Here is a 19,949-nt window from a genome sequence, read left to right on the forward strand (position 1 = left end):
GCCGCGAGCCAGCTCGTCGAGCTTCTTCGCGAGGTCGAGGCGGCGCGATGTGGGGTGTCGGCCAGTCACGCCCTGCGCGGCGCCGCTCACAAGCTGAGCGTCGCCGTCGCTGCGTTCCCGTCCGGCAACCCGGCCGCGGGCAGCACGCGCGAGCACGACCTGCAGGCGCTGCTCGCCAAGCAGGCGGCCGGCGCCGACTTCGCCATCACGCAGGTGTTCTTCGACCCGAAGCACTACCTGGACCTGGTCCGTGACGCCCGCGCGCTCGGCGTCACCATCCCGATCGTGGCCGGCGTCATCCCGACCACCGACCCCGCACGCCTGCTGCGCCTCCAGGGGCTCACCGGCGTGCCCGTCCCGACCGAGCTGCTCGGCGCCCTCGACGCCGCCGAGTCTCCGCTGGATCGCCACCGCGTCGGGATCCGTGCGAGTGTCGAGCTGGCCAAGGCCGTGCTCGACGGCGGCGCGCCCGGCCTGCACATCTACACGTTCAACAAGCACGAAGCCGCACTTGACCTGCTCGAGGGTGCACACCTCGGCGGGGGAGCCCAGATGGCTCCCGACCTGGCCAGCAGGCCGCGGGTCACGGCACCCCATCTTGATTACCAGACGATTTAGGGGTCGACAATGACCGCACTGCCCGCACTGTCCGTCCCGGACTTCCCGTCCGGAACCATCCTCGGCTACCCCCGGATCGGCCCGCGCCGCGAGCTGAAGAAGGCCATCGAGTCCTTCTGGGCCGGTCGCAGCACGGCTGACGACGTCGAGGCGACCGCCGTCGCGCTGCGCACCCGCACGCGCACGCGCCTCGTCGAGCTGGGTCTCGACCCGTCCGACGCGTCGATCCCGTCCGACTTCTCGTTCTACGACCAGATGCTCGACGCCGGATGCGTCGTCGGAGCCATCCCGGCCCGCTTCGCGCACCTCGTCGAGGAGGCCACCGGTCGCCTCGACCTCGCCGGCTACTCGACCGTCGCCCGCGGCGCGGGTGACGACCTGCCGGCCGAGATGACGAAGTGGTTCGACACGAACTACCACTACCTCGTGCCCGAGATCGGCCCCGACACCGAGTTCCGCTTCGCGAACGACCGCCCCGTGCGCGAGTTCGCCGAGGGTCTCGCCGAGGGCGTGCTCACGCGCCCGGTGATCGTCGGACCGGTCACGTTCCTGCTGCTCGCCAAGGCGGCCGACGGCTCGCCCGCCGACTTCGCCCCGATCGACCGGCTCGCGGACCTGCTGCCCGTCTACGCCGAGCTGCTCACCGCCCTGGCCGACGCCGGCGCGACGTGGGTCCAGCTCGACGAGCCGGCCCTGGTGTCCGACTCGATCGACGCCTCCCCCGAGCGCGCGATCGCCGCGCTGGTCGAGGCCTACACCGCCCTCGCCGCCGACCTGGCCCGCCCGGCACGCCCGGCGATCCTGGTCGCCGCGCCGTACGGCGACCTCGGCGCGGCGCTCCCGGCGCTGGCCGGCACGGCCATCGACGCGATCGCCGTCGACCTGGTCCGCGGACACCTGCCGGCCGGTCCGGTCGCGGGTCTGGAGACCAAGACCCTGGTCGCCGGCGTCGTCGACGGCCACAACATCTGGCGCGCGGACCTCGGCGCCGGGCTCGACACGCTGGAGTCCCTCAAGGGCCTCGGCGCCGCCGCCCTCGCCGTCGGCACCTCGACCTCGCTCCTGCACGTCCCGCACGACGTCGAGGACGAGCCCGCGCTCGACCCGACGCTGCGCGGCTGGCTCGCGTTCGCCGACCAGAAGGTCGGCGAGGTCGTCACCCTCGCGCAGGGCCTGACCAAGGGCCGCGACGCCGTCGCCGACCGGCTCGAGGCCTCGCGTGCCGCGCTGGCGAACCGGGCCAGCGCGCCCGGCGTCGTGCGGCCCGAGGTGCGCGAGCGCCTCGCCGCGCTGACCCCGGACGCCTTCGCACGCGGCGAGTACGCCGTGCGCAAGGCCGCCCAGGCCGCTCGGCTCCAGCTCCCGCTGCTGCCGACGACCACCATCGGCTCGTTCCCGCAGACCCCGGAGATCCGCAAGTCCCGCGCCGCGCACGCCAAGGGTGCGCTCAGCACCGAGGCGTACGAGGCCGAGATGCGCGCGGAGATCCAGCGCGTCGTCGCCCTCCAGGAGGAGATCGGCCTGGACGTGCTCGTGCACGGCGAGCCCGAGCGCAACGACATGGTGCAGTACTTCGCGGAGAACCTCGACGGGTTCGCCGCCACGCAGAACGGCTGGGTGCAGTCCTACGGCTCGCGCTGCGTGCGGCCGCCGATCCTGTGGGGCGACGTCGCGCGCCCGGCCGCGATCACCGTGGCGTGGTCCGCGTACACCGCCTCGCTGACCACCAAGCCGGTCAAGGGCATGCTCACCGGACCGGTCACGATCCTGGCCTGGTCGTTCGTGCGCAACGACCAGCCGCTGGGTGACACCGCCAACCAGGTCGCCCTCGCGCTCCGCGACGAGATCGGCGACCTCGAGGCCGCCGGAATCGGCGTCGTGCAGGTGGACGAGCCCGCGCTGCGCGAGCTGCTCCCCCTGCGCGCGGCCGACCACGCCGCCTACCTGGACTGGTCCGTCTCCTCGTTCCGGCTCGCCACCTCGGGCGTTCGGGACGAGACCCAGATCCACACCCACCTGTGCTACTCGGAGTTCGGTGAGGTCATCGGCGCGATCGACGGCCTGGACGCCGACGTGACGAGCATCGAGGCCGCCCGGTCGAAGATGGAGATCCTCGGGCAGATCGCCGCGGCCGGCTACCCGCGCGGCATCGGCCCGGGCGTCTACGACATCCACTCCCCGCGCGTGCCCAGCGAGGCCGAGGTCACCGAGCTGCTCGGCAAGGCCGTGCGCTCGATCGCGGCCGACGAGCTGTGGGTCAACCCCGACTGCGGTCTCAAGACCCGCCGGTACGAAGAGGTCACGCCGTCCCTCGAGCACATCGTCGCGGCGGCCAAGACGGTCCGGGCAACCCTCACCGCCTGACCCGAACGAGGCACAACCGCTAACGTCCGAGCGTTGACGTCCTATAGGACGTCAACGCTCGGACGTTGTGGATTCAGGGGGCGCGGAAGGCTGGGCGGAGGGCCTCGACTATCGGGAGGTCAGGGTCGAGCCAGGGCACGTCCAGCCACTGGCCGACGCCGAGCCAGCGCAGCTCGTCGTGCTCGACCAGCGGTTCGGGGGTGCCGGAGACGACCTCGGCCAGCCACAGCCGCATGACATAACTCTTGGTGAGGGTCCAGACGCCGTCGGCCGGGCCGACGAGCTCGGAGCCGAGCCGGACCCGGACACCGAGCTCCTCGAGCAGCTCGCGGTGCAGGGCGGCGAGCGGGGCCTCCCCCGGGTCGACCTTGCCGCCGGGAAACTCCCAGCGGCCGGCCAGGCGTGCCGGGATGCGTCGGCGGGCGGCGAGCAGCACGCTGGGTGCGGCCAGGTCGTCGACGATCGCCGCGGCGACCACGAGGACGGGAGCGGCGGTCATGCCGCGAGTGTGCCAGGGACCTGCGGGTGCTTCGGATCCGGGGCGGACAGCTGCCAACCGGTGCCGCGCGTGGTCCGGGCTGGCCGGTGGGTCCACGGGGGGTGGGTCCTGTAACCCGCCCCCCGCGGCCCAACGATGATGCACTAGCGGTGATGCACTTGCGGTGATGCACTTGCGGTCGTGCCTTGCGGTCGTGCCTTGCGGTGGTGCCTAGCGAAGTCCGGCGACCTGTGCCCAGGCGACGGCGTCGGCGCGGGTAGAGACACCGAGCTTGCGGTACAGACTGCGGACCTGCGACTTGATGGTGTTGCGGGTGACGAACAACTTCGAGGCGATCTCCTCGAGGGTGACGTCGCCCGAAAGGTTCTGCAACACGACGAGCTCACGTCGCGTCAGCGGCTCGATCAGCTCGACCAGGGTCGAGGTCGGACCTGCCTGCCGAACCAGTTCGAGAGTGCTCATGCTGACCTCCGGATGCTCAACGGTGCATCGCCGCGGTGGAAGAACGACGCCACGGTTGCTTGACACCATGTGAGATGGCGATGAGAGGAGGCTATGACGCGGGTTTCGCATGTGGTCTGAATCACACCGTCACCGCCCATGAGCACAAACTACGGCAAACCGAGCATTCGCGCAGTTCAGACGACGAGAGACCAACGATCTCGACGGTCAAAACCCGAAAAAACTCATGATCCCGAAGTGAGGGACCCGTACTCGGTCGCGGTGAGCAGCGGTCCGGCCTCGGTCACGGAGGCCTTGACGAGCCAGCCGTCGCCGTACGGGTCGGAGTTCACCAGGGACGGGTCGTCGACCGCCGCCTGGTTGACCTCGACGACCGTCCCGGTGATGGGGGAGAACAGCTCCGAGACGGACTTGGTCGACTCGATCTCCCCGCACACGGCACCCGCGGTGATCGCGTCGCCGACCGCTGGCAGCTCGAGGAAGACGATGTCGCCGAGCGCCTCGGCAGCCACGTCGGTGACGCCGAACGTGGCCGGGTCGCCCGCCCCGAGCCACTCGTGCTCGGCGGTGTACTGCAGGTTCTCGGGGATGGTGCTCACGGGTTGGCTCCTCAGCTGGTGGTTCGCGGAACGCGGGTGGTTCGCAGGCTGGACGTGCTGGGCGTGCTTGTCGCGCTGGTGCTTGTCGCGCTGGCGCTACCTACTGCGCGCGACGATAGAACGGCAGCGCGACGACGCGCACCGGTTCCGCCCGTCCGCGCACGTCCACCGCGAGCTCGGTGCCCACGGCGCTCACCTCAGGCGTCACGTACGCCATCGCGATCGGGTGGCCGAGGGTCGGTGACGGCGCCCCCGACGTGACCTGCCCGACGACGACGCCCGGGTGGTCCGTCGAGCGCAGCACCGGGTACCCGTGCCGGGCCGCCCGGCGCCCGAGGCCCTGCAGGCCCACGAGCACGCGCGCCGGCTCGGCGAACTTCCGCGCGGTGAGCGGTGCGCGACCCACAAAGTCGAGCGGCTCGCCGGCGTCGTCGGCCTTGTCGAGCTTGACGACCCGGCCGAGGCCGGCGTCGAACGGGGTCGTGGTGCGGTCCAGCTCGTTGCCGTACAACGGCATCCCGGCCTCGAGCCGCAGGCTGTCGCGCGCAGAGAGGCCCGCGGGCACCAGGCCGTGCGGCTCGCCCGCGGCGAGCAGCTCCCGCCACAGCCCCGGAGCCGTGGCGGCCGGCACGAACAGCTCGAACCCGTCCTCTCCGGTGTACCCGGTGCGCGCGACGAGGGCGGGGATGCCGCCGACCGTCGCCGGGAGCCCGGTGTAGTACTTGAGCTTGGCGACGTCGTCCACGTCGCGGCGCTCGGTCACCGAGGTGACGATGTCCTGCGCGCGCGGTCCCTGTACCGCGATGAGCGCGGTCTCGGCGGACTCGTCGGTGACGGTCGCGTCGAAGCCGGCGGACCGCAGCCCGAGCTCGGCGAGCACGACCGTGTGGTTGGACGCGTTCGCGACCACCAGGTACGCGTCCTCATCGGTGCGGTAGACGACCAGGTCGTCGACGACGCCGCCGTCGGCCGCGCAGATCATCGTGTAGCGCGCCCGCCCGACCGGGACGGCCGAGAGGTGCCCGACGAGGGCGTAGTCGAGCAGCGCACCCGCCTGCGGTCCGGTGATCCGGATCTCGCCCATGTGCGAGAGGTCGAAGATCCCGGCGGCCGCCCGGACCCCCTGGTGCTCGGCGAGGTCGCTCGAGTACCGCAGCGGCATCAACCACCCCGCGAACGGCACCATCACCCCACCCAGCGCAACGTGCTCGGCATGCAGGGGGCTGCGCGTCTCGGCGCCGGCCTCATTCACAACATCACTCACAACATCACTCATCTCTCACTCGGCAGCACTGCCGCCGAACTCGGAGGTTTCCGCCGAACTCGCACACTGCAGTGTCCGAGTTCGAGCCAAACCTCCGAGTTCGCGGTGGGGGTCGTGGCTTGAAAGGGGGTTTTCAGTCGGCGTAGGCCTCGGGCGGGGGGCAGCTGCAGACGAGGTTGCGGTCGCCGTGCGCGTTGTCGATGCGCCGAACCGGGGGCCAGTACTTCGTTGCCCGCAGCCTCGAGAGCGGGAACGCGGCCTGTTCGCGCGTGTACGGCTTGGTCCACTTGTCGACCATCAGCGCGGCCGCGGTGTGCGGCGCGCCGCGCAGCGGGGAGTCCGCGAGCGACCAGCGGCCGACGCCGACGGCGTCGATCTCGCCGCGGATGGCGATCATCGCGTCGATGAAGCGGTCGACCTCGGTGAGGTCCTCGCTCTCGGTCGGCTCGACCATGAGCGTGCCCGAGACCGGGAAGGACAGCGTCGGCGCGTGGAAGCCGTAGTCCATCAGCCGCTTGGCGACGTCCTCGGCGGTCACGCCGGTCTCCTTGGTGATCGCGCGCAGGTCGAGGATGCACTCGTGCGCGACCAGGCCGTTCGGGCCGGTGTACAGGACCGGGAAGTGCTCGGTCAGGCGCGAGGCGATGTAGTTGGCGCCGAGCACGGCGTACTCGGTCGCCCGGCGCAGGCCCTCGCCGCCCATCAGCGCGACGTACGCCCAGGAGATCGGCAGGATGCCCGCCGAGCCGTACGGCGCGGCCGACACCGGCGGCATCGCGCCGGAGCCGGTCGAGGGGTCGCCCGGCAGGAACGGCACCAGGTGCGCGCCGACCGCGATCGGCCCGACGCCGGGTCCGCCGCCGCCGTGTGGGATGCAGAACGTCTTGTGCAGGTTCAGGTGCGACACGTCGCCGCCGAACTCGCCCGGCCGGGCCAGCCCGACCAGCGCGTTGAGGTTCGCGCCATCGATGTACACCTGCCCGCCGGCTTCGTGTACAAGGGCGCAGGCTTCGCGGACGCGCTCCTCGAAGACGCCGTGCGTCGAGGGGTAGGTGATCATGATCGCCGCGACCCGCGGACCGTGCTGATCCAGCTTGGCGCGCAGGTCCTCGAGCTGGACCGACCCGTCGTCGGCCGTCGCGACGACTACCACGCGCAGCCCGGCCAGCGCCGCCGAGGCCGCGTTGGTGCCGTGCGCCGAGGCGGGGATGAGGCAGACGTCGCGCGTCTCGTCGCCCGGCTGGGCGTTCGCGCGGTGGTACGCGGAGATCGCGAGCAGGCCGGCAAACTCGCCCTGCGAACCGGCGTTGGGCTGCACGGACACCGCGGCGTACCCGGTGATCTCGGCGAGCCAGAACTCCAGGGTCGAGATCAGCTCGGCGTACCCGGCGGCCTGCTCGCGCGGCGCGTACGGGTGGATCGAGGCGAACTCGGGCCAGGAGATGGGCTCCATCTCAGCCGTGCCGTTGAGCTTCATGGTGCACGAGCCGAGCGGGATCATCGTGCGGTCCAGCGCGAGGTCCTGGTCTGAGAGCCGGCGCAGGTAGCGCAGCATCGCGGTCTCGGAACGATTCACGTGAAACACGGGGTGCGTCAGGTACTCGCTGGTGCGCAGGGCCGAGTCCGGCAGCGCCGGCTTGAGGGACGCCTCGATCCGCTCCGCTCCCAGCGGGACCTCGCCCCCCGCGTCGACGACGACGAACGCGAGGACCACGGTCGCGACATGGTCGGCCGTCGTCGTCTCGTCGCACGCGATCTGCACGTGGTCGTCGTCGGTCGCCCAGAGGTTGATGCCCCGCGCGGCGGCGGCCGCCACGACGTCCAGTGCCCGGCCCGGGACGACCGCGCGGACGGTGTCGAAGAACGCGTCGTGCTCGACCCGGACGCCGAGCGCGCGCAGCGTGGCGGCCAGCGTGGCCGCGCGCTCGTGCACCCGCAGCGCGATCGCGCGCAGGCCGTCGGGCCCGTGGTAGACCGCGTACATCGACGCGACGATCGCGAGCAGCGCCTGCGCGGTGCAGATGTTGCTCGTCGCCTTCTCGCGACGAATGTGCTGCTCACGGGTCTGCAGCGCGAGCCGGTAGGCCTTGTCGCCGTCGGCGTCGATCGAGACGCCGACGATCCGGCCGGGGATCGTGCGCTCGAGCCCGGTGCGCACGGCCATGTACGCGGCGTGCGGTCCGCCGTAGAACAGCGGCACGCCGAAGCGCTGGGTGCTGCCGACCGCGACGTCGGCGCCGAGCTCGCCGGGCGGGGTGAGCAGCGTGAGAGAGAGCAGGTCGGCCGCGATCGTGACGAGCGCGCCCGCCGCCTTCGCCTGCCCGACGACGCCCCGCAGGTCGCGCACCACTCCGGATACGCCGGGCTGCTGGAGCACGACGCCGATGATGCCGTCCGCGCCGCCGAGCCCGGACGGCAGCCCGTCGGTCAGGTCAGCGACGACGACGGTGAGCCCGATCGCGTCCGCGCGGCCGCGGGTGACGGCGATGGTCTGGGGGAGGCACTCGGCGTCGAGCACGACGACGCCGTCGGGGCGTCCCTTGACCGCGCGGCGCATGAGCGTCGCGGCCTCGGCGACCGCGGTGGCCTCGTCGAGCAGCGAGGCGTTCGCGATCGGCAGCGCGGTCAGGTCCTCGACCATGGTCTGGAAGTTGAGCATCGCCTCGAGCCGGCCCTGGGAGATCTCCGGCTGGTAGGGCGTGTACGCGGTGTACCAGGCGGGCGACTCGAGCACGTTGCGGCGGATCACCGGCGGGGTGAACGTGTCGGAGTAGCCGAGCCCGATCATCTGGGTCATCACGGTGTTCTTCGCGGCGATCGCGCGGAGCTCGGCGAGGACCTCCTCCTCGCTGCGCGCGGCCGGCAGGTCGAGCGGCCGGTCGGAGCGGATCGAGGCGGGGACGGCGGCGTCGACGAGCGCGTCGAGGGAGTCGTAGCCGAGCTGGGCGAGCATGTGCGCGGTCTGCGAGCCGCGCGGGCCGATGTGCCGATCTGCGAAGTCGGCGGCCGCATCAGTGCGGTGCGCGAGCTCGTCGACCGTTGCGGCGGTCTGGATGGCGTCGGGGGTCTCGATCACGGTGCGGCTCCGGTGGACGTCCGGCGGGGTGCCGGAACTAGGCGGGTGGCCTCCCCGCTCTGTCATCCGGCGGCGCGAGCCGTCGACCTGAGAGTTTTCACCGGTCCGCCATTGCCATTTTTCAGGCCGGGGCGCGCCGGCTTGCACCGTCGGTGGGCCGCGCTGGCTGCGGGGCCGCTTTCCAGAGTTGCCTCGCCACGGCGGTACGGGGGCCTGAGAGTTTCCCGGGGAGGGTTGCTCCTTCGGCGCCTCGCCGATGGTCGCGCGGGCGACCGGTGCGACCAGTCGCCCACGCGGCGCGCGGGAGGGCTCTCCCGCCGCGGCTCGAGCAGCAGATATTCGGTTGTTCTTCTCGCGCCAGAGTACGGGAGCCCGCGGGTTTCCCCTACCCCGCCCGACGGCGGTTCCCAGCGCGCCGTCGGGCCGCCCGAACCGCCACCGAATTCGCCAGGTCTATGCCGAACTCGCACACCGCAGGGCGTGTTGCGAATTCCGTCGCCCGCCACTCCCGTCAGACGCTCGGATCTGTCTGTGGGGAGCGGTGGCACTTTCCGTCCGTGCGGAGCATGGGACTGCTGGGACAGGAGTTGACCGATCTGTCTGTCCAGTGGGTCATTTCGGTCACGTGTGCACCATGCTCCGCACGGACGGATCAATCCGCACGGTTCCGGACGCCGACCGTTACGGCTGGGGCGCCGGGGTCCTCGTCGAAACCAGGTCAGCCGAAGTCGAGGAGGTCTCCCAGCCAGGACTCCTTCTTCTTCTTCTTTCCGAATCGGTCGCGGTCGTCGTGATCGCGGTCGCCGCGGTAGCGGTCGCGATCGCCGTCGCCGTAGCGCGGGTCGTACCGCGAGTCCGAGCGCGAGTCTGATCGCGTGTCGTACCGCGGGTCCGCGCGGGTGTCGTAGCGCGGGTCCGCGCGGGTGTCGTCCCGCTGGCCCGATCGCGAGGCCGCGAACTGCGAGGCAGCCGACTTCAGCGCGGAGGCCGCGGCGGCGGCGGAACTCGGGGCCGGGGCGGCAGCGGGAGCGGCAGCCGGAGCCGCGGCAGCCGCGGTTGCGCCGGCGGTGGCTGCTCGGTCAAGGATCTTGTCGAGCTCGCCGCGGTCGAGCCAGACTCCGCGGCAGCTGGGGCAGTAGTCGATCTCGACACCCTGGCGTTCGGACATCACCAGATCGACGTCGACGTCGGTGGGGCACTTCATGGGCACATCCGTCCGTTGGCGACCGAGCATCTGCCCGACCTGTTCCCCGTCCAATGTCTCGCGGCCCCGATCCGTTCCACCGGTCGCGTCACAACGCCCCGACCCGCCCGGACCGAGTCCCGGGCGTCGGATTCCGGCCCGCGATCGGGGACGAGGCGGCACTCGTTCGGGTTCGGTTTGCCGCGGGTCCCACCGTCGGGACGAGGCTGTTCCGGCCGGCGTGCGTCGCTCAGTGCGTCGCTCAGTGCATCCAACGTGCACCCATAGCGCACATTCGCTGCACTGAGCGATGCACTGAGCGTCCGATGACCGTCAACGCGCGCGAAACCGAGCCCGGCGGCGCCCTGCGGCGACGAATTCGCGTGTCAGCGCACAGATTCGAGCCCCGCGGGCCCGCCCTGCGCCCTGCGCCCTGCGCCCTGCGGCGACGCATACCCCCGCCACCGCACAGGTCCGGGCTCCGCAGCCTGACCTGCGCTCTCGCCTCGGAATTCGGGCTGTTGTCTGGCTGGTTGCAGCGCTGGTTGCGGCGAAAGTGCGCCCTGGCGCCGATCGGCTGCAACCAGAGGGCCGCGGCCGCCAGAGACCGCCCCCGATCCAGACCGTGCGCGCCGATCCGGTCGACCGCCTCGCTCAGGACCTCGACCGACGACGCGAACGACCCCCGCACCGAGGACGCGCCGTCGACCATGTCGAACTGCCGGTCCGGAGGAGTGACCCCATCCGATCCTCGATGCGGCTCGATCGCTCCGCCAACCCCTCATTCGGTTGGCGTCACCCGCTTGCGCTGAGCCATCAAGGCAGCGCACTCATCGGCCTCCGCCGCCGCCGATAACAGCACTGACCCCGTTCGCCACCGCAGGAGGCCCCCGTGTCGCACCTTTCCCTCAGTCGACGGGGCCGCAGTTTCGCGATCGCCGTGGCGCTGGCCTTCACCGCCGCCGGGCTGAGCGCCGCGCCGGCAAACGCGGACGCGCCAGAGGGATGGCCGACCGACGCGTGGCCCACGTGCGCCGACGCCGACGCGCAGTACTGCATCGCGGACGCCGCGCTCACCCCGGTGGGCGCCGACGAGTCGCCCCTGGCCGGGTTGGGCCTGTCCGCGTGGGCGAGCGGGCTCGACGGCGGCAACGGCGTCCTGTCGTTCAACTGGGCCATCAACGGCCTCGACGGCGATTCCGCGACACCCGAGATCCGCGGCGGCGACGTCCGGCTCGTCCTGCGGGTCGGGCAGTTCGCGCCCCGCTACACGATGGCGCTCGCCAAGGGGATGACGATTCTCCGCAGCGTGGACGATCTCGGCAACACGACGCTGACGATCACCGGCAAGCCCGTCCACATCGACTGGGTGTTCGGCGACCTGACCGGCTCGTGCTTCAGCGGCACCAGCTGCGGCGACGAGGACACCATCGGCGACGTCGGCGGCTACCGCTTCTCCGGCAACACCCAGGACCTGGCGACCTGGGGCGAGCCCTACACGACGGCCATGGACGGGATGTACATCGCGACCAACGCGGAGGCGCGGCCGAACTCGGTCAGCTTCACCGGCGGCGACCAGCCGTCCTGGTACATGTCCGCCCTGGGCAACCCGCACCTCGACCCGACCGGCAACCCGGTCCGCGGCTCGTTCAACGCCTGGATCCCGCCGACGTACTTCACCTCCCTCGCCACCACCGCGGAGGCCGCCGCGGCTGTCGGCTTCGACGTCATCAGCAGCGAGGGCGGCGAGTCGGTGAGCATCCCGGCGACCGTCGCGCTGCAGAACGAAGGGGTCAGCATCGACGTCCCCGACATCGGCTTCTCCGTGCACCGGGTCGACGTCCTCAACCAGGCGTCCGACGCGTCCCCCGACGCCACGGTCCCCGATCGCCCGCCGGGCGTCGCCGCCGCACCCCGGGCGGGCGGGCTGAGCGCGTCCTGGACCAGTCCGGTCGTCCCGCCACTCGGCCTGGCACCGACGTCGTACACCGCGCGGGCGTTCACCGCCGCCAGCGACGGCACCGTGGCCGGACGATGCACCACCACGACTCTGCTGCGCTGCACGATCCCCGGCCTGACCAACGACGTGCCCTATTTCGTCGCGGTCAGCGCGACGAACGCGCTCGGGGAGGGCCCGGGCACGGCGGTGCGGGTGGCCGGGACGCCGGGCGCGACACCGACCGCGCCGCAGTCACTGCACCTCACGCCGGGCAACGGCTCCCTCGCCGCGGCGTGGACAGCGCCGGCGTCGGCCGGCGGCACCGCGATCTCCTCCTACCGGGTGTCCGCCTATCGGGACGCGTCCGGCGGCGTCCCCGTCCGGGTCTGCACCTCGACCGGCACCCCGCTGGGTTGCACGCTCACCGGCCTGGTCAACGGCACGCCGTACTGGGTGTCCGCCGCCGCGATCAACGCCTCCGGCATGAGCGTGGCGAGCGCTCGGGTCGGCGCCACCCCGCGCACGACGCCGGGAGTGCCGCGGTCGGTGCATGCGACGTCGACGGCCCGCCGGATCGTCGCGACCTGGGCGGCGCCGACGTCGACCGGTGGTGCGCCGATCAGCCAGTACGTCGCCCGCGTCTACGCGAGCTTGACGAGCACCGTCGTGGTGACCATGTGCGTCGCGCCGGGTACCGCCCGCACCTGCACGACGGCGGCGCTGGTGGCCGGCCGCGCGTACTACGTCGCGGTGAGCGCCAAGAACGTGGCCGGCTCCTCAGTCGCCTCGGCGCGCGTCCCGGTCCTGGTCCGCAGCTAGCGGCGGGCGCTCAGAGCGTGCGCTGCCACGCGACGATCCGGTCGATGGCCTCCCCCACGACCTCCACGGACGACGCGAACGACAACCGCACCCACGACGCGCCGTCGACCACGTCGAAGTCGGTCCCGGGGGTCAGCGCGACCCCGGCCTCGTCGAGCAGCCGCGCGCACCAGGTGATCGAGTCGAGTCCCGACGCGGAGATGTCGGCGTACAGGTAGAACGCGCCGTCGGCCGGGGCCACCCGGCCCCAGCCGAGCTCGGGCAGCCGGGACAGCAGCAGCTCGCGGCACGCGGTGTACCGCACGACGTTCTCCTCGGCGGCCGCGTACCCGGCGGGGCTGAACGCGGCTACGCCCGCGTGCTGGGCGAGCGCCGGCGGGCACAGCGCGACGTTCCCGGCGAGCGCATCGACGGGCGCGACCAGGTCCGCCGGCAGCACCAGCCAGCCGAGCCGCCACCCCGTCATCGCCCAGTACTTCGAGAACGAGTTCACCACCACAACCCCGGACTCTAGAAACGCCGCCGCCGAGAACCCCTTCGCCGAGAGTGGAGTAACCGCCCCGGAACGCGCTTGCGGAAGGGCGGTTACTCCGCGCTCGGCGGAGTCGTAGGTGATGCCGTGGTAGATCTCGTCGCTGATTAGGCGGACGCCGTTGGTGGCGCACCAGGTGGCTAGGGCGGACAGTTCGGTGGGGGTGATCATGGTGCCGGTGGGGTTGGCGGGGCTGGCGATCATCAGGCCGTCGGGGACCTCGTCGAGCGCCTCGAGCTGCGCGACCGTCGGTTGGTAGCGGGACTCGGGCCCGCAGTCGAGCTCGACCACCTCGCAGCCCAGCGCCGTGAGGATGTTCTTGTACGCCGGGTACCCGGGCCGCGCGAGCGCGACCCGGTCGCCGGCGTCGAACGCGGCGAGGAACGCGAGCAGGAACGCCCCCGAGGAGCCGGTGGTGACTGCCACCCGCGCGGGGTCGATGTCGAGGCCGTACCACCGCTTGTAGTGCCCGGCGATCGCCCGGCGCAGCACGGGCGCGCCGAGGGACTCGGTGTAGCCGAGATCCCCTTCCGCGAGCAGCTTCGCGGCGAGGTCGCGCACGACGTCGGACGCCCCCGTCGAGGGCTCGCCCGCGCACAGGTTGAGCACCGACTGCCCCGCGGCGCGGCGGGCGTTGGCGGCCGCGATGATCTCCATCACGGCGAACGGCGGGACGTGGGCACGGCGGGAGACCTTCATGACGCCATCCTCCCCCGCGCGGGGCCCCGGACCGGAGCCGACTAACCTCGAGCGGTGATAGTTGACTGCGCGCTCTACACCGACGGCCGGGGCCGGCACGGGATCGCCGACGTCGAGGGTGCGCTGCGCGAGGCGCAGGCCACCGGGGGCTTCGTCTGGATCGGCCTGTTCGAACCGACCGCCGCGGAGTTCCTCGACCTGTCCGACACCTTCGGGCTGCCCATCCTCGCCGTGGACGACGCCGTCCGCGCCCACCAGCGCCCCAAGCTCGAGCGCTACGGCGACATGACGTTCGCCGTCGTCAAACCGGCCCGCTATGTCGACCACGACGAGGTCGTCGAGCTCAGCGAGCTCGCGGTCTTCCTCGGCAAGCACTTCGTCATCACGGTCCGGCACGGCGTCTCCGACATCCCGGCGACGGTCCGCCGGGAGCTCGAGACGAACGCGACGCTGCTCGCGCACGGTCCGGGCGGCGTCCTGTACCGGGCGCTGGACCACGTCGTGGACGGGTACCTCGAGGTCGTGGAGGCGATCGGCGTCGACATCGACCAGATTGAGGACCAGGTCTTCGGGGTCGAGGACGGGGAGCACGGCGAGCGCATCTACAAGCTCAAGCGGGAGGTCCTGGAGTTCCGGCGCGCCGTCATCCCGCTCGCGATGCCGCTGCAGCACCTGGTCACCGGCGACGTGATGTGGATCAGCGAAGAGGCACGGCCGTACTTCCGGGACGTGCACGACCACGTGCTGCGGGCCGCCGACGCGATCGAGGGCTACGACCACCTGCTGACCACCGTGCTGCAGGCGGATCTCGCGCGGGTCGCGGTCGAGCAGAGCCGGGTCACCGTGCGGCAGAACGAGGACATGCGCAAGATCTCGGCCTGGGCGGCGATCGCCCTGGTGCCGACCGCGATCGCGGGGATCTATGGCATGAACTTCCGGTACATGCCCGAGCTGACCTGGCACTACGGGTACTTCGGGGTGCTCGCCGTCATCGGCGGGATCTGCGTCGTCCTGCACTCGCAGTTCCGGCGCAATCACTGGCTCTGACCCAGATCCGCACGCACCGCCGATGCCCGACGACGCGCCGGGGGACTCAGCTCGTCGGCTCACCGTCCCGCTCCGCGAGCGCTTGCCGCACCCGCCCGACGACGCCGTCCGCCGCGGCCTCGATCTGCGCCAGGCAGTCCTCGAAGTCCTCCGCGCCGCCGTACCAGGGGTCGTCCACGTCCAGCACGTGCTCGCTCTCGCCGCGGGCGACGCGCGGCGCGACCGGGTCGAACGCGCGGTACATCACGACCCGGCGCACGACGGCGTCGTCGGCCCCGGCGAGGTGGCGCAGGGCCCGGGCGTGCACGGAGGTCATCGCGAGCACGAGGTCGGACGCGGTGAGGTCGCTCGCGCGGATCCGCCGGGCGGCCCGGACCGGCACCGGGTAGCCGTGCTCGGCGAGCACCCTGCGCGCGCGGTGGTCGATCGGGTCGCCGCGCTCCTCGGAGCTGATCCCGGTGGAGTCGACCACGACCCGCCTCCCCAGCCCGGCGGCCTCGAACCGGTCCCGGAGCACGACCTCGGCCATCGGCGAGCGGCAGATGTTGCCGGTGCACACGGCCATCACCCGGAACGGCGGCCGGCCGGCATCGCCCGACGGCCCACCCGACCCGCCCGCCGCGCTCATGGGCGCACCGCCTGCAGCAGCACGCCCGCGCCGCCCACGAAGGTGATGCCGGCCAGCGTCCGCCCGCGGGCCACCTCGCGGAAGCCGCGGCGCTCGTGCAGCGCCAGCGAGGGCAGGTTCTGCGCGTTGATCACGCTCCAGGCACTGTCCTCACGTTGCCAGATCCAGGTCAGCAACTCGGTCAGCAGCCCGTCGCCGATCCGGTGCCGCCGCCAGGCCGGCTGCACGGTCACGCCCGAGACGTAGTACCCGTCGGGGGCGTTCTCGTACCCCGACCACCACCGCGCCATCGAGGAGCCGACCACGAGCTCGTCGATCTGCGCCACGATCGTGAACGTCGCCAGGTCGGTGATCTGGTCGAGCACCCGCTGCGGGTGTCCCGGCTTGAGCGGACCGCGCACCGCGTCGATCCCGAGGATCCCGGACAGGTCCGCCGGCACCGCCCGCCGCACCACCACCCGCGGAACGATCTCCCCATGCACCTCAGGCGCAAACGCAGCAAACAAAGACATGCCCCGACCCTGCCACGCCAACCCCCGCGAAGTAGTACCCGCGCGACGAGGTAGAGCGCTGGAGTGCGCTACCTCGGCGCGGAGGTTCTATCTCGGCGGCTGGGGTTCACCGGTCAGGACGCGGAGGGGACTCGGGGGGTAAGGATGACGGGGCCGTCTTCCGTTACCGCGATGGTGTGTTCGGCGTGGGCGGTGCGGGAGCCGTCGGCCGAGCGGATCGTCCAGCCGTCGGGGTCGATGTGGTAGCCGTCGCCGCCGGCCATGAACCAGGGCTCGATGGCGATCACCAGGCCGGGGCGCAGCGGGAGGCCGCGTCCCGCGCGGCCCAGGTTCGGCACGTGCGGGTCCTCGTGCATGGTGCGCCCGACGCCGTGGCCGCCGAAGTCGGCGTTGATCCCGAAGCCGGCGTCCCGGCCGATCTGGCCGATCGCACTGGAGATGTCCCCCATCCGCGCGCCCGGCTTGGCCGCCGCGATACCGGCCGCGAGAGCCCGTTCGGTGACGTCGATCAGGCGGGCGGACTCCGCGTCGGGCGTGCCGACCTGGAACGAGAGGGCCGAGTCCGCGACCCAGCCGCCGAGCTCCGCGGCGAAGTCGATGCTCAGCAGGTCGCCGTCGGCCAGCACGTAGCTGGACGGCAGGCCGTGCAGGGCGGCGTCGTTCACGGACGTGCACAGCACGCCGGGGTACGGCATCGCGCCGAACGACGGGTGGTAGCCGAGGTAGACCGAATGGGCCCCCGCGGCGTCGATCATCGCGTGCGCGTGCGCGTCCAGCTCGAGCAGGCTCACCCCGACGGCGGCCTTCTCCCGCACCCCGGCCAGGACGCTCGCGACGAACCCGCCGGCCACCCGGATCCGTTCGATCTCTTCGTGACTCTTCAGCTCGACCATGCCTGAACTCTCTCACCGCGGCGCCGCCGGGCCGTTATCCGGGCCGTTATCCGGGCAGGGAACAGCCCGTGGGCCGGGCTCCTTGCGGACCCTGCCGCGATGGACGAGATCGCGGCTCCCACGGGCTGCGGTGACTGCCTGTGTCAAGGGCCATGGGGATCTGCCCAGAGGCGGTCTTAAACCCTGCCCAGTGACGGTCACGAAAACTGCCCGGTGATGGCCATGAGATCTGCCCACTGCTGACCATCACCGGCCGGCTCGTCAGCTCAACGGACTCACCCCCTGGCCGGCGAGGGCCTGGGCCTGGCGCACGCTCTCGCCGCTGGTTTGGCAGACGTGGGCGTGGTGCAGGAGCCGGTCGACGGTCGCGGTCGCGAGGGTCTTGGGCATCAGCTCGTCGAACGCGGCGGGGTGCAGGTTGGACGAGATCGCGATGGAGCGTTTCTCGTAGGCGGCGTCGACGAGCCGGTAGAGACCCTCGGCCGCGTCCTGCGATACCGGCAACAGCCCGATGTCATCGACCACGATGATGTCGGCGCGCAGGACCCGGGCGATGGCCTTGGTCACCGAGTCGTCCGCGCGGTGGCGGCGCAGCAGGGTGCCGAGGTCCTCCAGGGTGAACCACGCGACGCGCAGGCCCTGTTCGACGGCCTGTTGGCCGAGGGCCTCGAGCAGGAACGTCTTGCCCGTCCCCGACGGTCCGCAGATCACCAGGTTCTCCCGGCGGTGGACCCATTCCAGGGTCCGCAGGGCTTGTTGGGTCGGGGCGGGGATCGAGGACGCGTCGGGTTGCCACGCGTCGAACGTCTTGCCCGTAGGGAAGGCGGCGGCGGCGCGGCGGGTGGCCAGTGCGGACCGGGCGCGCCCAGCGTGCTCCTCTACGAGCAGGGCGCGGAGCACCTCGACCGGTTCCCACCGTTGGGCCTTCGCGGTGGCCACGACGTCGGGGGCGTGGCGGCGGATGTGCGGCAACCGCAGCTTGTGCAGCAACGCCTGGACGTCCTCGGGTAGCGGCGGTGCGGTCGGAACCCCGGCGACCGGCACGGACGCGTCCCGCGCCCGGGTCGTGGCCGTCACGGTGCGGCCTCGAACAGGTCGGGCTCGGTGAACGGGCCGAACGCCGAGGAGCCCAGTGCGGCCCAGCCACCGGTGCCCTGGGTCAGGGAACGGTCCTCGGAGGCCTGGTTGGCCGGCCCGGCCGCCGTGATCGCGTGGTGGTGGTCCAGGATCGAGGACAGATCCGCCTCGGCAAACCGGGCATGGACCGCCGCGTGTCCCAGCGCCCAGTCGACCTCGGTCCGGGGGAACAGCTTCGCGAGCTCGACGGCTTGGGCCATCTTCATCCGCATCTTGGTCGTGCCGGCCGCGGCGGCCTCGGCCAACCACGCCCTCGCGCCGTCTCCGAGGGACAAGAACGCGGCCTCGGCCACGTTCCGGGCCAGGGGGACCCGCCCGAGTGCTCCCGCAGGTGGGGGCGGGAAATGGGCGTCGGTGATCTGCGGGCTGCCCGGGGTCGCGCGGTCGTGACGGGCGACCTCCAGGGGGCCGGTAGGCCCGACGTGGACGATGACCACCTGCTCGTCGGCGCCGCGCCCGTGCACCCGTACCCACACCGTTTCCCCGAGCAGCAGGTGCGGCACGGAGTACTGCCCGGAGTCGAACGTGACCATCGGCATCTTCGCCGGGACCGTGCGCGTGACCCCGAACGCGACCGTGTGCGGGTCGGCCGGGATCGGGTGCAGGCGAACTCGCTCCTCGGCGAGCATCACGTCCGGAACCCGCCGGGTCACGCGGTGCTCGCGGGCATTGACCATCGCGCAGAACGCGACGCACGCGTCCTCCAGGTCCGCGAACGACGCGTACGCCTCAAGCAGGTTCGTGTCCTTGGGGACCAGGTCCGCCTTGGCGACCTTCACCGACGACTCACTACCGCCCTTGGAGGCCGGGTCCACGGGCTGGCAGGTGTAGATAGTCAGGCCATAGTGGCGGGCGAACGCGACCATCGCCGGGTTGCGCACCGCCATCCCGGCGACGTGCTCGACCGTGACCGTCTTCTCGTTGTCCGTCAGGACATACGTCGGCGCACCGCCGATCCGGCGCATCGTCACGTCCAGGGCCGCCATCACCGACGGCGACGTCTTGTCCCTGATCGCCAACACCACCCGGAACCTCGACCACGCCAACCACGCGACGAACAACGTCGTCTTGACCCCGTCGATCATCGGCCCGTCGCCGAAGTCGTACTGGATCCACATCCCCGGCTCGGTCACCCACGGGCGATGCACCCGGACCCGACCGACCCGGTAGCTCGCCTTCACCACCGCGACCGCCCGGCGCGTGGTGCGCTCCGAACCCGTGAAGCCCAACGCGACGAGCTTGTCGTGGGCCACATCCGCGCGGACCTTGCCCTTGGACCGCTCGACCCACTCCTCGACCTTCGCCAAGTGGCCGTCGATCAGTTGCGGGCGCGGCGCGTAACGATCAGACAACCCGCCCGCGTCCCGCGCCGCGACATACCGCGCCACGGTGTGGTGCGAGACCCCCGCCAACTCCCCGGCATCACGTAACGACCCGGTCAAGTCGAAAGCTTCCAACATGTTCATGATCTCCTCGGCAGACTTCACGGTGTCCCTCCTGGGGGCGAACGGCGCATCAGCACCGCCAACCGCACCCCAGGAGGGGCCTCAACCGCCGCAAGCGGCGAGGCAACGAACGTCGTGTCGGGCAGATCTCATGACCGCCAGCGGGCAACTTTCATGTCCGCCACCGGGCAACTATTTGGCCGCCTCCGGGAAGTTTCTCGTGTCCGCTGTCA

The 19,949-nt window shown here is 71.7% G+C and carries 16 protein-coding genes and 1 riboswitch; of the genes, 4 read left to right on the forward strand and 12 right to left on the reverse strand.

Going from position 1 to position 19,949, the window contains the following annotated elements; translation table 11 throughout:
• The coding region (locus VIM26_RS00965) for a methylenetetrahydrofolate reductase (protein WP_331948438.1) at positions 1-618 on the forward strand (618 nt) is incomplete at its 5' end.
• 9 nt (positions 619-627) lie between these two features.
• The gene (metE, locus tag VIM26_RS00970) at positions 628-2,982 is read left to right on the forward strand and encodes a 5-methyltetrahydropteroyltriglutamate--homocysteine S-methyltransferase (protein ID WP_331948439.1); all 2,355 of its coding nucleotides are present in this window, start codon (positions 628-630) and stop codon (positions 2,980-2,982) included.
• 73 nt (positions 2,983-3,055) lie between these two features.
• On the opposite strand, the gene VIM26_RS00975 is transcribed toward metE, so the two are convergent.
• From VIM26_RS00975 to VIM26_RS01000, 6 genes are all read right to left on the reverse strand, one after another.
• Entirely contained in the window at positions 3,056-3,481 is a 426-nt protein-coding gene (locus tag VIM26_RS00975; RefSeq protein ID WP_331948440.1) for a (deoxy)nucleoside triphosphate pyrophosphohydrolase, read from the reverse strand.
• Positions 3,482-3,691: 210 nt separating this feature from the next.
• A complete protein-coding gene (locus VIM26_RS00980) occupies positions 3,692-3,943 on the reverse strand; it encodes a LuxR C-terminal-related transcriptional regulator (protein WP_331948441.1) in 252 nt (83 codons plus the stop codon).
• A gap of 224 nt (positions 3,944-4,167) precedes the next feature.
• On the reverse strand, positions 4,168-4,542 hold the full coding sequence (gcvH, locus tag VIM26_RS00985; RefSeq protein WP_331948442.1) for a glycine cleavage system protein GcvH: 375 nt from the start codon (positions 4,540-4,542) through the stop codon (positions 4,168-4,170).
• Between the two features lie 100 nt (positions 4,543-4,642).
• Positions 4,643-5,806, reverse strand: a complete 1,164-nt coding sequence (gcvT, locus tag VIM26_RS00990) for a glycine cleavage system aminomethyltransferase GcvT (RefSeq protein WP_331948443.1) — start codon at positions 5,804-5,806, stop codon at positions 4,643-4,645.
• A gap of 133 nt (positions 5,807-5,939) precedes the next feature.
• Entirely contained in the window at positions 5,940-8,861 is a 2,922-nt protein-coding gene (gcvP, locus tag VIM26_RS00995) for an aminomethyl-transferring glycine dehydrogenase (RefSeq protein WP_331948453.1), read from the reverse strand.
• 212 nt (positions 8,862-9,073) lie between these two features.
• Positions 9,074-9,209: riboswitch (glycine riboswitch) on the reverse strand.
• 391 nt (positions 9,210-9,600) lie between these two features.
• Positions 9,601-10,086, reverse strand: coding sequence for a zf-TFIIB domain-containing protein (locus VIM26_RS01000; protein WP_331948444.1), 486 nt, complete (start codon positions 10,084-10,086; stop codon positions 9,601-9,603).
• 871 nt (positions 10,087-10,957) lie between these two features.
• Here VIM26_RS01000 and VIM26_RS01005 point away from each other — a divergent pair.
• The gene (locus VIM26_RS01005; protein WP_331948445.1) at positions 10,958-12,823 is read left to right on the forward strand and encodes a fibronectin type III domain-containing protein; all 1,866 of its coding nucleotides are present in this window, start codon (positions 10,958-10,960) and stop codon (positions 12,821-12,823) included.
• A 10-nt stretch (positions 12,824-12,833) separates the two neighbouring features.
• Here the strand turns inward: VIM26_RS01005 and VIM26_RS01010 are convergent, their stop codons facing one another.
• Positions 12,834-14,054 carry a pyridoxal phosphate-dependent aminotransferase gene (locus VIM26_RS01010; protein WP_331948446.1) on the reverse strand — a complete coding sequence of 407 codons (1,221 nt, stop codon included), beginning with the start codon at positions 14,052-14,054 and terminating at the stop codon, positions 12,834-12,836.
• A gap of 54 nt (positions 14,055-14,108) precedes the next feature.
• Here VIM26_RS01010 and corA point away from each other — a divergent pair, with 54 nt between their 5' ends.
• Complete coding sequence (corA, locus tag VIM26_RS01015; protein ID WP_331948447.1) at positions 14,109-15,101, forward strand: magnesium/cobalt transporter CorA; 993 nt, start codon at positions 14,109-14,111, stop codon at positions 15,099-15,101.
• Positions 15,102-15,147: 46 nt separating this feature from the next.
• On the opposite strand, the gene VIM26_RS01020 is transcribed toward corA, so the two are convergent.
• The 5 genes from VIM26_RS01020 to istA form a co-directional block, all read right to left on the reverse strand.
• Complete coding sequence (locus VIM26_RS01020; protein WP_331948448.1) at positions 15,148-15,729, reverse strand: low molecular weight protein-tyrosine-phosphatase; 582 nt, start codon at positions 15,727-15,729, stop codon at positions 15,148-15,150.
• Positions 15,726-16,241 (reverse strand): GNAT family N-acetyltransferase, encoded by a 516-nt coding sequence (locus VIM26_RS01025; RefSeq protein WP_331948449.1) that lies wholly within the window; start codon positions 16,239-16,241, stop codon positions 15,726-15,728. Before VIM26_RS01025 ends, VIM26_RS01020 begins: the two co-directional genes overlap by 4 nt.
• 113 nt (positions 16,242-16,354) lie before the next feature.
• The gene (map, locus tag VIM26_RS01030) at positions 16,355-17,134 is read right to left on the reverse strand and encodes a type I methionyl aminopeptidase (protein ID WP_331948450.1); all 780 of its coding nucleotides are present in this window, start codon (positions 17,132-17,134) and stop codon (positions 16,355-16,357) included.
• A gap of 261 nt (positions 17,135-17,395) precedes the next feature.
• Positions 17,396-18,211, reverse strand: a complete 816-nt coding sequence (istB, locus tag VIM26_RS01035) for an IS21-like element helper ATPase IstB (protein ID WP_331948451.1) — start codon at positions 18,209-18,211, stop codon at positions 17,396-17,398.
• Positions 18,208-19,758, reverse strand: coding sequence for an IS21 family transposase (gene istA / locus VIM26_RS01040; protein WP_331948452.1), 1,551 nt, complete (start codon positions 19,756-19,758; stop codon positions 18,208-18,210). Before istA ends, istB begins: the two co-directional genes overlap by 4 nt.
• Positions 19,759-19,949: the final 191 nt, after the last annotated feature.

This window comes from Pengzhenrongella sp. (assembly GCF_036565025.1).
Lineage (GTDB): Bacteria > Actinomycetota > Actinomycetes > Actinomycetales > Cellulomonadaceae > Pengzhenrongella.